Consider the following 12,834-nt stretch of genomic DNA (forward strand, 5'->3'; position numbering starts at 1 on the left):
GGTTTCAGCTTAAAATTCAACTAATCGCCATCATTATCGCTAAAGGTTACCAATAAACCCAGTTGAGACATCATATCGGTTTTTACCAACACTACCAATTTCTGTAGTTCATTATATAAAGTCTCTAAATCTTCGGGATTTGAGTTAAGTGTTTCGTACATCGAAAGGCTAACAGCAGCATGGGCAGTTCTTATGGCATCAATCTGATTGTTGATGGTAAGTGAGAGTAATTCATCATCATGTTTGGCTTCTACTTGGTCGAGGTAATCGTCAAAACCAGTTGAATTTCCTCCATTGAAAATATCATCGATCGCATCAAGGTTCTCTTCTATCAACTCTAAAGAATAGCGACTTCTCCATGCTTCTAAGTTGTTGGGTAACACTTCTCCTAAACTCTTTTTACCCAAAGGCACTCCTACCTTTTCATTTTTAATTTCTTCTGTAAGAATGATTAAAGCATTAGCCAATGTATTGGTAGAGCTACCAATATCTTTACCATCTAAAGAAATAAAAGTCGCTACATAATTACCATCTCCACTTTCCCAATCGCTGCTAATCTCTGTAGCAATGCTTACAAGATTGTTGGTTAAAGCTACTAGAAAACTAACTCTTTGAGCATCGTTTTGAAACAAGTCTAAAGTCGCATTATCATCTTGTTCCCCATTAAATATCAGGTATTCTATAGCTGGTAAGCCTTTGGTAGATGAACCCAAGTTGATTACATAAGCTTCGTCTATTGTTTCCTCAGTGTCTACAGCAGATTCTATATTGTTTGTATTGGTTGGCCAATTATCAATACTGGTTTCAAGTGCTTTTTCATCTATCGGTCCGAAGTTTACCATCTCTACAGATTTCCAAGCAATTGCTGCCTCTTTCCATGCACTTTGTAATGTTGATAGATTCTCGCTAGATATTTCTGTGGAAAAAGTAACGGCTGCTACATTAAGCACTTCCGCTTTTTGGGTAAATGTTTCGTAACTAGGGAAAATGATGTTTGTGCCTATATTTTCTAGCATAACTTGCCTGTCAAAACTATCTTGATCTGAATTATCTTCACTATCGCAAGCCACTAAACCAAATACTATAATTCCTATATTGAGCAGTAAGAAATACTTTTTCATAATGATTCAAGAAATTGAATTAAAAATTGTCTATCAGTTTTTTCCATGTTTAAAAACTCCTGTTTAGAAGCTCCTGCTTCTCCACCATGCCAAAGAATTGCCTCTTCTAAAGATCGAGCTCTGCCATCGTGCATAAAATTGGTATGGCCATTTACCTCTTCAATTAAACCAATACCCCAAAGCGGCGGTGTTCTCCACTCATTACCATCTGCTAAATAATCTGGTCTGCCATCTGCCAGCTCATCTCCCATATCGTGCAAAAGCATATCAGTATAAGGTCTGATGACTTCATTACTAAATTCAGGAAAATCTGGATGGTTACCAGTTGTAATTTTAGGGATGTGGCAAGCTGTACAGTTAGCTTCAAAAAAGAGTTGTTTTCCTTTTAGCACTTCAGCATCATCCCAGTTTCTTCTTTTAGGAACTGCTAGTGCAGAAGAATAAAGTGTTACTTTTTCTAAAATACTTTCTTTTAGTTCCGGTTCTCCACCGTTTACTGCATTCTGGCAATCTTCTTCTGCTGAAGAACAAGCTTGCTCTGGAAAAACAGACGAAGTAATACCGATATCACCAGCAAAAGCTCCTGCAACTTGCTGCCTAACAGATGGTTGATTGGCTTTCCAACCAAAGCGACCAATTTTAGCAGTTTGTGCCTCAAAATCCCAAACCCAGTTTATTCTCCCTGAAATGCCATCTCCATTTGTATCATTTTCATCTGCATACTCATTAAGTGTTACTTCGTCTATTGCTTCAAGCAATCCAAGACCAATCATATGCTGAGCAACTCTCGGCGATACCATTGTAGATGCATGAAAATTGCCATAACCCAAATTAGTAAAATTATATTGAGGCTTTCTCAATGTGTATATTTCTCCATCAGCAAAGCTGCCAGAAATTGTTTCGTATGTAATTTCTACTGAACCCTCAGAAGTAACTCCTAAAATTGAATTGGTAGCAAATTGATCTCCGTAACTTGGTTCTCCAATAGGCCCTCCAGTTTCTGAGTCTCCGGGAATACTTAATCTAAATAATAATGATACAGGTTGTTCGCCTTCTTCGGGAGGTGCTCCTTTACCATCTTTAAAATGACAACTTGAGCAAGAACGAGCGATAAAAAAAGGGCCTAAACCGTCTAGGTCTTCTGTAGAGGAAGGTGCTGTAACCCAGTTTCTATTAAAAAATGAATTCCCTGTTACAAAAATTAAATCTTTATCTCCTATCAGATTTGGGGCTGCATTACCAAATGCATTTACAGATTCGTCGTGCACTGTGGTTGAACCACCAGAAAATTGTTCACCCTCTTCTAACCAAACAATTTCATCATCTTTATCTTGGCAACTTTCAAAAAGTAAAATTACAGCATATAAAACTGTTGCCAGTATTAGTGAGTATTTCCTTGCCGCTTTCATAACCCAAATAAATCCACCCTTGTAATCAAGGGTGGATATCAATATTTAATTAATTGTAAACTAAGACAATCGTTCAATTTAAAGCTGATTAATTGCCAGCTAATTGGATTCAAATCTCTTATACATCAGAAGGGTCTAGTGTAAACCCAAACATAGCAGAGATTTCTGCAATTTTATCGCCTTGTTCTCTCAGTAAATCAATAGCATTTTTAATTCTTGTGCGACCTGGTTCAGCTAAAAATTCTTGGTCAAAAGGTGCTTGAATTGCTTGAGTCGCAGTAAATGAAGAGTTTAATAACTGCAACATTTCGGTGTTTAATGTTTCGTCTTCTTCCTCTACCAAATCATTAATACCCGGACCATCCATCACAGTTCCATCAGTCCACACATAAGTACCTGTGTAAACATTAAAGATGCCTTTTGCATTATTTACTATATCTCTGTGCGTGTTATCGCTAAAGCAAGAATGCTCATCTTCTTTACTTTTCTCATCCCAAGCAACAAACATTCTCTCACCAGCAAGTTCACCTTTGCTTAGCTTGCCAATACCGATTAATATTTTTTCTAAAGAATTGTCTAATTCTGATTCAGAAGTGAAAGTTGATCTGTAATCTGCTCCCGGTTGCCAAGCATCTAACAAAACCTGTAAATCATCTAATAACAATTCAGAAGCTGCTAATAAATAATCACCTCTTCTATCACAGTTTCCATTGGTACACTCTTCAGTAGTTACATAATCTGTGTATGGTCTGTCGCCTCCACCAGCACCTTCGCTTAAATCTTGTCCCCATAATAAGAACTCGATGGCATGGTAACCAGAACTGATGTTAGTTTCACCGCCATCTTCATTTTGTGCAGCGATTAAATCTTTATCTATAGTTGGGAAAGTTTCAGCATCTCCAATAATATTTACATTGATGTTACCATCTGCACCATTCACATTTCCAGACACATAATCGATATAAGATTCATCTAAAGGCCATGCATTTAACTGTCCTTCTGGACCATCTTCATCATCTATTGGTCCATCATAAAACCTGAAAGCTTCAGTTTGGCCATAAGGCTCGCGACTATCTAACCAAGCTTGTTTGGCATCAGCTAATGTTTCTGCTGTTGGATTAGCTAAAAAAGTCTCAATTTTTTGCTTTAGGGTAGCGGCAAGGTTGTAAGTATCTACATAATTGGCATAAACCAAATCTGCATAATTTTCTATAACAACAGCCTTGGTTACAGTAGGAGTAGTATTTTCAGCTTCATCATCATCACAATTTGTGAACACAAATAAAAAAGTAAGTAGCAGTAATGCACTTTTAAGCTTATGTAAATATTTTACCATTATGTGTTTATAGATTTTATTTAGATTAATTAAAAATAATGGCAAATATAAAATTTCATAATAACATCCTGAACATTCAGGAAAATATTTTTTCCAAAAAAGTTCATTAATCAAAATTCTAGCACTTTAGAAAACTAATTAAAGATGGGAAATGATCTAATAATGATGTAAGATAAATGAATAAAAAGCCAGAACATATTAGCATTTAATATAATATTAATTAAAATATAATTTCAATTAATATTCATTTTGCTAAATACTTCAATTGACCATAATGTTCAGCTGTATGCGCAGTAATGTGAATTAATCCATCTAAGACTGTCCAAGCTTTTTCGCGAGATGGATTGTTTTGAACTAAAACATTTATGCTTTTTTGAATCTCAACTTCTGCGTTTTGATACTTTGAGATCAACATCTCACACTCAGATAATGCAGCTTGGATTTCAATTAAGGAATGAGTTTCCTCAAACTCATCATCCCTATTTCGATGTGAAGGAATTTCTAAAATCAATTCTCCTAGCCAATATTTAATAGCTTGAAAAGTATGATAGAAAACTTGAGCGGCAGATGGACTATTTTCATTCCATTTGTAAGACAAGTCAGGATTTGAATTGAGAATGATCTTTAACTTATCCGTATAAAATTTTAACTCTTCTATATGCATTTTACAAAGCTGTAGTAAACTAAAACAGTATAAATTTAAATAGAAGAGTTTAAAAATGATGGTAATTAAAGAAAAATGAAATTGTTTATACCCTTTCTATAATGATTGCATAGCCCATTCCAACACCGATACACATAGTAGCTAAAGCGTATTTTCCATTAGTTCTGAATAGCTGGTTTGTTGCAGCCTGAATAATTCTGGTTCCAGACATACCCAGAGGATGACCAATCGCAATGGCACCACCATTCGGGTTAACTCTTTCATCGTCATCAGCAATGCCTAGCTCTCGCATACAAGCTAAAGACTGAGCAGCAAATGCTTCATTTAACTCAATTACATCCATTTGACTGAGTTTTAAGCCAGCTCTTTTTAATGCTTTTTTAGTCGCACCAACTGGGCCTATACCCATAATTCTTGGCTCAACACCTACAACTGCCGAAGTAACAATTCGGACTTTAGGATTCAAGCTATATTGCTTCACTGCATTTTCTGAGGCCACTAACATAGCTCCTGCTCCATCATTTAAACCAGAAGCATTGCCGGCTGTAACGGTACCGTCTTTCTTAAATACAGGTCGAAGTTTAGCTAAAATTTCAACTGTAGTTTCTGCTCTTATAAATTCATCTTGGTTAATTATCTTTGGTTCACCTTTTCGCTGAGGAATAAGTACAGAAACAATTTCTTCTTGCAAGATGCCATTTTGTTGGGCTTTAGCTGCTTTCATTTGAGACTGATAAGCAAACAAATCTTGATCTTCACGAGAAATCTTATACATTTCAGCGAGGTTTTCAGCAGTAATCCCCATGGCATCTGTTCCATACATTTCTTCCATCTTGGGGTTTACAAAACGCCAGCCGAAGCTCGAATTCTCCATTTTAGAATCATTTCCAAACGGTTTCGACGCTTTAGAAATTACCAATGGTCCGCGGGTCATGTGTTCCATACCGCCAGAAATTATTAAATCAGCTTCGTCTGCTTTTATGGCTCTGTTGGCATGCACTACCGATGACATACCAGAAGAGCAAAGCCTGTTCACAGTTTCACCGGGAACCGTATACGGTAATCCAGCCAGAAGCAAAGCCATACGCGCTACATTTCTATTATCTTCTCCAGCTTGATTGTGGCAACCAAGTATTACATCATCAATGGCATCTTTAGGCAAGTTCGGAAACTTATCCATTAATGCTTTGATGGGTATTGCTGCCAAATCATCTGCTCTTACTTCAGACAGTCCTCCACCTAGTTTACCAACTGGCGTACGGACAGCATCAATTATATATGATTCTTTCATGTCTTTAGGTTAGTTTTTCATCAAAGGAAGCTTCGGTTTTTGCCCTTACTTCTTCTAATGTGGCTCCGGGCATTAATTCTATCAGGGTAAGCTTGCTATTAATATATCTGAAAACAGCCAGCTCAGTAATGCACATATCCACACAGTTATTTGCTGTAAGTGGTAGTGTACATGTCGGAACAATTTTAGAATTTCCTTTTCTATCAGTATGACTAAGTGTAACAATCAACCGCTTAGCACCAGAAGCTAAATCCATTGCTCCACCAACTCCCAAAAGAGGTTTTCCTGGTACTGCCCAGTTTGCCAAATTACCTGCTTCATCAATTTCTAAACCTCCCATTATTGCCACATCAACATGCTTCCCTCTTATCATAGCAAAACTTTCTGCACTGTCGAAATAACTACTTCCGGGCAATGCTGTAACAGGAATTTTTCCTGCGTTTACTGGATAATCCATCGCTCCCCCTCCATCTTTAGGTTCTGGGCCAACACCCAGCATGCCATTTTCGGTATGTAAAACAATACCATCTTCTGGTTTAATAAAATCGGCTACCAAAGTAGGAATGCCAATTCCCAGATTTACAATATCACCGTTTTGTAATTCTTTAAAAGCTCTTTTCGCCATATTTAAGCGTTTGTCATCTACTTTTTTGGCAGAGCCAGATGCCGAAGATCCTAAATCTTCTGCGATTAATTTTCTTTCAACCAGATAATTTACAAAGCAACCCGGAGTATGAATCTGATTTGGATCAAGTTCACCTTCTTGAACAATTTCTTGTACTTCTGCCACTACAATTTTAGCAGCAGTTGCCATGGCTCTGTTAAAATTTTGTTCGGTCATTCTGTATTGAAGGTTGCCAGCAGTATCGGCTTTCCAAGCTCTAATAAATGCTACATTTCCTTTAATACTTTTAATAAATACTTGCTCCACACCATCAATTACTTTGGTCTCTCTTTCTTCTGCAAGTTTAGTTCCGGCAGATGTTGGTGTAAAAAAACCACCAATACCTGCACCGCCTGCCCGAATAGCTTCAGCAAGTGTGCCTTGTGGTAGTAACTCGTATTCCACTTTACCTTCTTGAGCAGCTTTAACTGCATCAGGATTAGAGGTAAAGAAGCTACCTATCATTTTGGTTAGCTGACCATTGTTTAGCAACCTGCCTCCACCGATTCCGGGTTCGCCTACATTGTTCCCAATAAATGTCAGGTTCTTTGTACCTGTTTCAGCAAGTGCATGAAGCAAACTAACAGGGTTGCCTGTCATGCCGAAACCTCCTCCTAAAAGTATGTCGCCATCTTTAACCAATGCGGCAGCTTCTTTTGCTGTTATAACTGGTACTTTGTTCATTGTTATATGTTGTTTATTTAGTCTGATTCAATAAAATTGAGTACATGTTTCGAGAATTCTTCTGGACATTCAAAATTGCTGAGGTGTGCAGCATCGATACTCACATGCGATGAACCGGGAATGTGTTTTTGTATAAATTCTCCATCTGTAACTGTGGTTACAGCATCTTGCTTTCCACTTATAATCAAGACTGGTATATCTATTTCAGATAGATTTTTTGGGAAGAAAGCATCGCGAACCATGGCGCAGCAAGCAGCATAACCTTTAGGATCGTTCGAAACAAAGATTTTTAAAATTTGCTCAACTTTTTCTGGATGATTTTCTCTAAAAGATTCTGTAAACCATCTAGTTGCTGTACCTTCAGTGATTGAATTAAGTCCTTCACTTAAAATCAATTTTATTCTTTGGTTCCAGCCATCTTGTGTTCCAATTACTGCTGCCGTATTGGCGATAATGATCTTTTTAAATCTATATGCAGCATAAATGGCTAACCACTGCCCTATTTGCCCTCCCATAGATAAGCCACAGAAATAAACTTTATCCAGTTTTAGATGATCGAGTAAAGCAATTACATCTTCACCTAGATCAGAAACTGAATATTCTTTTTTGTCTCCTGTGCTACTCTTTCCGTGACCTCTTGTGTCGTACCTTAAGATATTGAAATACTTTCCAAGAAACTGCTTTTGCGGCTCCCACATGGTATGATCTGTACCCAAGGAATTGGAAAATATCAGGGTATCAGCATGTCCGTAATTATCAAATATGTAATGACAATTGATGTCATTGAAATGTGATATTGGCATTTGTTTATCAAGTTAAAAACCACCAACAGCTTTTAAAACTGCTAGTGGTTTTATCATCCTACATCGCAGCTCTTTTACTCTCTACGAGTTCTGCTCTTTTTCTTTCTACTATTGCTTTAGGGCCTGTTTGGTGTTCTCTTTGGATTGAAAAATCAAAATCTATTGAAGAATAAGGTTGATCTAATTCTTTTCCGGCAATCAGTTTTTCATCGGTAATTTTAGTCACTGCTGGCACTAAACCTTCTCTACTTGCAAATGCAAAGTCATCCCACAGATAAGGGTCTCCTTCTATGTTAATCTGGGTGGTTAATTTTCTGAAACCCTCAGCAGAGATAAAGAAATGTATGTGCGCTGGACGGTGACCATGTCTGCCTAATGCATCTAACAAGATTTCTGTTGAACCCTTAGGTGGAACACTGTAACCACTTGGCATAATGCTTCTAAACTGATATCTCCCGTTTTCATCTGTGATAATGCTTCTACGCAGATTAAAATCAGATTGGGAAGAATCAAAATAAGAATAATTTCCTTTTAGGTTAGCATGCCACACTTCTACTCTGGCATTAGCTACTGGATTTCCATTTTCATCTTTTACCTGCCCTTGCATAAAAACAATTTCTGCTTCATCCAACTCAGTACCGTCATCTAATCGTGCAAAACCATATTCCTCGGGAGCTCCTGCAACGTACAAAGGCCCTTCAATTGTTCTTGGTGTTCCACCTTTAATCCCGAGTTTTTCTTCTTCTTCATCCAATCTCATATCCAGAAAATGCTCAAAACCTAAACCGGGTGCAATTAAACCCCATTCTTGATTTTGACCTGCTTCAGTTAAATAATTAATGGCAGTCCAAAACTCATCTGGAGTTACATTAAAATCATCAATTGCATAGAAAAGGTCTTTTACAATTCTGTTTACAATTTGTTTTACTCTTTCATTACCCCCCTTCTCAGTACTCTCCATTACTTTTAGAAATTCATCGATTTTTGATCTTTCCATTTTCAATTACTTTTAAATTGTTAAATACTAGTTTATTTTATTGATGAGTAGTGCTTACACAAAGGCATCACTTTCATATCCATATAGGGAAATAGTGGAAGCGAGGTAAGCAGGTCGTGTAGTTCTCCATTGTCTGCTACATCGAAAATGCTGATGTTTGCATATTGGCCAACAATTCGCCAAAGGTGTACCCACTTGCCTTCTTCTTGTAATTTTTTGGCAAGTGCTTTCTCTCTTGCCTTGAGATCTTCTACAAATTCTTTGTCCAGATCGGACGGTATGTTTACGGTCATTTCTACATGAAACAGCATATGTTTATCATTTTCGTTTGTACTTTTCAATCTTGTCAAAATCGAGCTCTAAGCCCAAACCAGGTCCTTCGGGCAAATGCAAAGCAGCATTTTTATACTGAATCGGATTTACCACGATATCGTCTGTAAGTAGTAAGGGGCCAAATAACTCTGTCCCACATTGTAGTGATTTTAAGCAACGCATTACATGTGCCGAAGCAGCAGTACCGATTGTGCCTTCGAGCATGGTACCTCCGTAAAGAGCAATACCTGCGGATTCTGCTATAGCAGCAACTCTAAGCAAACCATACAATCCTCCGGCTTTTGCCACTTTAAGCGCAAAAACACTGGCAGCATGTTGTTGAGCAAGTGCAAAAGCATCAGATTCAATCGAAACGGCTTCGTCAGCCATAATCGGAGTATGGAAAAACGCGGTGAGTCTTGCTAAGCCAGCCCAATTATCTTTATGGATGGGTTGTTCGATAAGATCAATCCCTACTTCCTGCAATTTTAAAATATTGGACTTCGCTTCTGCCTCAGACCAAGCTTGATTTACATCTACTGTAATCATAATATCTGGTCCTACTGCTTCTTTTATAGCACATGCATGGGCAATGTCTACTTTAGGTAAATTCTTGCCGATTTTAAGCTTAAATGCTTTGTGTCTTTTTTCATAAACTAGTTGCTGGGCTTCTTCTATATCTCTGGCTGTATTGCCACTGGCGAGTGTCCACAATACTGGTAGTTCTTTTCTAATTTCTCCGCCTAACAAAGCACTTACAGGTATTCCAAGTCTTTTACCTTGGGCATCAAGCAAAGCAGTTTCGATTCCTGCTTTGGCAAAATAGTTTCCTTTAATGTGCTTTTCGAGATGAGACATTAGCAAGCGAATGTTACTTGCATTTTGCCCCTTTATGAGCGGTGTTATATACTGGTCTATTACAAGCTTCATCCCTTCTGGCGACTCTGCTCCGTAACTTAAACCAGCAATTGTTGTGGCTTCTCCCAACCCGATAATATCATCGCTACACTTCAATTGGATGATAACCATAGACTGTATTTGCATGGTTGCCATCGACAATTGATGTGGTCGAATTGTTGGGAGATCTACAATAGTAGTTTGTATCCCAATAATTATTGGGTGTTGTTTATTGTCCATTAAAATATCACTTTAATGAGAAAAATTATCTAAACAGTAAGAGCTGTATTAGTATTTGAGAGTTGTTCCAAATTTATTTAATAAATTGAATGTTCGGCTTTCAATTTGAATTAAAAATAGCACAAATCAAACATCATCTAAAAATACAAGCACGTATCTAGCAATTTTTGAATCGAAACAGTGACAAATCGCACAACATACTTAATGTGCACCAATAGATCTTCGGTAAGCACTTGGAGACAATCCAGTTTTTTGTCTAAAGAAGCGGGTGAAGTAATTAGGGTCTTCAAAACCTAATTCATAAGATATTTGTGCCACTGTTTTTTTTATGTCGCCCAAATATCTTCTCGATTCGCTAATAAAGTAATCATGTATAATTTGCTTTGGAGATTTTGCTGAAACTTCGTGGCAAATTCTATTTAAGTGACCAGTAGAAATTTTTAAGCTTTCGGCATAGCTCTGTACCGAAGTATTAAAGTGATGATTTTCTTTTACTAGATGTAAAAAATTGCGGTAGTATATATTATATACATGATCTTTAATATCTACAGATTTTAAGTCTTGCCTTGGTATGCGATAGAGCCTGATTAACAACATGCCGACTAAATATTCTAAGGCAAACTCTCTTGCCGGAAGTTGATTGTTAAATTCGACAATACATTTATGCATGGTAACATATAAATTCTCAATTAATGCATTCTCCATATTTATTTCGCATATTAGTATTTCATCTATCGCGAAAATAATATTGGTATCTAAAGTAAGCATGCGCTCCAAAGCAATATCTGAAAGCGTAATAAGCCAGCCTGTAGTTTCAGGAGTCATTTGTAAACCATGCAACACATTTTTAGGAACAGTAATAAAAGACTTGGCTTTAACTTCAAAAGAGTTATCGTTTACAGTAAAAGTGGCTGAGCCAGTTTCGAACAAAAATATCTGAAATAGATTGCTGTGTGCATGAGGCTTTATAAATCCCTTATTAAACTGGTATTTCTGGTTAATGGCACTTACATAAATTACATCTCGAACCAGATCGATTGAATCTTCTCCAAATAAACCATCATAATAAAACTTTTCCCGCATTGGTCAATTGCTTTTAACTGCATCCCATATTATTAATAATCTATTTGTTTAACAAACTCAATTCATAAAAGATTTTCAATTTCTATTAATGGAAAAAACACGCTATAAAGCGTCAATCTCATTTCAATTATAGCTGAGATTAATGAGCTGAAAACATCTTTTTATCGAATATTGAATCACTTATTTTTTCTTGAACTCTCTTTATGTATTTTTGATGTTTCAACATCATTTAACACGATAAATATGAAAACAAAAACGCAAAGAAACTTTTTAATACTCTTATTATTTTCTGCGCTTTATTTTATTTCTTTTCAAGGTTTTTCTCAGAGCAAATTTGGCGGTGCAACACTCTATACTGTTAGAGCAGAAATGGACAAAGCCCCTGAAGAAACTTTACAAGAAATTGCTAATATAGGCTATAAATATATTGAGGCTACAGGCTATAAAGACGGTAAGTTTTATGGTATGGAACCAAAGGAGTTTAAAAAATTTCTTAAAAAGCTCAAGCTAACACCAGTAAGTACACACATGGGAGCTGCTACTTTGGACAATGCAGATGAATTTATTGCTGATGCCAAAGCTGCTGGCTTTAAGTATTTTGTAATTCCAGTTCCTCCAATGGGACATTTCAAATTCGATCCTGAAACTCGTACAATGTACATGAGTGATGATATTGAGTTTGTAACAAACTTCTTAACTACTGTAGGTAAGAAATGTAAAGACGCTGGAATGGAGTTACTTTACCACAATCACGATTTTGAATTTAAAGAAGATAAGAATGGCATAGTTCCAATCGAACATTTTCTAAAAAATACTGATCCTGAGATAGTGAACTTCCAAATGGACTTATATTGGGTTACTAAAGCTGGTGCAGACCCTGTTGAGTACTTCGAGAAATTTCCGGGTCGTTTTAAAATGTGGCACGTAAAAGACATGGACGAAGAAGGTAAATTTGCTCCTGTTGGAACTGGCACCATCGATTTCGCTAAAATTAGAGAGAAAAAAGAGTTATCTGGAATGATCTACTACATTGTAGAGCAAGACCAAACTTTTGAATTAGCACCTCTAGAAGCTATTAAAATTAGCCACGGAAACTTAAAGAAATTCGGTTTTAAATAATTGAATTGGTTTAAAGTTGAATCTTTAGACAATTAATAAAAGGATGAAGGTCACTCGAAGTAGCTAGACTTTCATCCTTATTTTTTTTATAACTTCTTATAATCTCTTCCACCAACCTACTCCTTTTCACATATGGATTGTCTATAAACAATTGAATATGAGCGTAGTTGCAATTGTAGAAATACTCGAAAAACTATTAGATAGATAAATTTTA

The 12,834-nt window shown here is 36.7% G+C and carries 12 protein-coding genes; 1 reads left to right on the top strand and 11 read right to left on the bottom strand.

Going from position 1 to position 12,834, the window contains the following annotated elements:
- Positions 1-20: 20 nt before the first annotated feature.
- The 11 genes from OQ292_RS24845 to OQ292_RS24895 all read right to left on the bottom strand — a co-directional run bounded on the left by OQ292_RS24845 (position 21) and on the right by OQ292_RS24895 (position 11,501).
- Positions 21-1,121 (bottom strand): imelysin family protein, encoded by a 1,101-nt coding sequence (locus OQ292_RS24845; protein WP_284686688.1) that lies wholly within the window; start codon positions 1,119-1,121, stop codon positions 21-23.
- Positions 1,118-2,530, bottom strand: a complete 1,413-nt coding sequence (locus OQ292_RS24850) for a di-heme oxidoreductase family protein (RefSeq protein ID WP_284686689.1) — start codon at positions 2,528-2,530, stop codon at positions 1,118-1,120. The genes OQ292_RS24845 and OQ292_RS24850 overlap by 4 nt, the downstream gene beginning before the upstream one ends.
- Positions 2,531-2,648: 118 nt before the next feature.
- Positions 2,649-3,866, bottom strand: a complete 1,218-nt coding sequence (locus OQ292_RS24855) for an imelysin family protein (RefSeq protein ID WP_284686690.1) — start codon at positions 3,864-3,866, stop codon at positions 2,649-2,651.
- 244 nt (positions 3,867-4,110) lie between these two features.
- Positions 4,111-4,530 (bottom strand): DinB family protein, encoded by a 420-nt coding sequence (locus OQ292_RS24860; protein WP_284686691.1) that lies wholly within the window; start codon positions 4,528-4,530, stop codon positions 4,111-4,113.
- A gap of 85 nt (positions 4,531-4,615) precedes the next feature.
- Positions 4,616-5,821, bottom strand: a complete 1,206-nt coding sequence (gene pcaF / locus OQ292_RS24865; RefSeq protein ID WP_284686692.1) for a 3-oxoadipyl-CoA thiolase — start codon at positions 5,819-5,821, stop codon at positions 4,616-4,618.
- A 4-nt stretch (positions 5,822-5,825) separates the two neighbouring features.
- Positions 5,826-7,169 (bottom strand): 3-oxoacid CoA-transferase, encoded by a 1,344-nt coding sequence (locus OQ292_RS24870; RefSeq protein ID WP_284686693.1) that lies wholly within the window; start codon positions 7,167-7,169, stop codon positions 5,826-5,828.
- Positions 7,170-7,186: 17 nt separating this feature from the next.
- On the bottom strand, positions 7,187-7,972 hold the full coding sequence (pcaD, locus tag OQ292_RS24875; RefSeq protein ID WP_284686694.1) for a 3-oxoadipate enol-lactonase: 786 nt from the start codon (positions 7,970-7,972) through the stop codon (positions 7,187-7,189).
- A 58-nt stretch (positions 7,973-8,030) separates the two neighbouring features.
- On the bottom strand, positions 8,031-8,969 hold the full coding sequence (catA, locus tag OQ292_RS24880) for a catechol 1,2-dioxygenase (RefSeq protein ID WP_284686695.1): 939 nt from the start codon (positions 8,967-8,969) through the stop codon (positions 8,031-8,033).
- 32 nt (positions 8,970-9,001) lie between these two features.
- On the bottom strand, positions 9,002-9,280 hold the full coding sequence (gene catC / locus OQ292_RS24885; protein ID WP_284686908.1) for a muconolactone Delta-isomerase: 279 nt from the start codon (positions 9,278-9,280) through the stop codon (positions 9,002-9,004).
- Positions 9,281-9,287: 7 nt separating this feature from the next.
- A complete protein-coding gene (locus tag OQ292_RS24890; RefSeq protein ID WP_284686696.1) occupies positions 9,288-10,418 on the bottom strand; it encodes a muconate/chloromuconate family cycloisomerase in 1,131 nt (376 codons plus the stop codon).
- 201 nt (positions 10,419-10,619) lie between these two features.
- Positions 10,620-11,501 carry an AraC family transcriptional regulator gene (locus OQ292_RS24895; protein ID WP_284686697.1) on the bottom strand — a complete coding sequence of 294 codons (882 nt, stop codon included), beginning with the start codon at positions 11,499-11,501 and terminating at the stop codon, positions 10,620-10,622.
- Positions 11,502-11,744: 243 nt separating this feature from the next.
- Between OQ292_RS24895 and OQ292_RS24900 the strand changes: the two genes are divergently transcribed.
- On the top strand, positions 11,745-12,620 hold the full coding sequence (locus OQ292_RS24900) for a sugar phosphate isomerase/epimerase family protein (RefSeq protein ID WP_284686698.1): 876 nt from the start codon (positions 11,745-11,747) through the stop codon (positions 12,618-12,620).
- Positions 12,621-12,834 lie beyond the last annotated feature (214 nt).

The organism is Chondrinema litorale, from assembly GCF_026250525.1.
GTDB classification, from domain to species: Bacteria; Bacteroidota; Bacteroidia; order Cytophagales; family Flammeovirgaceae; genus Chondrinema; species Chondrinema litorale.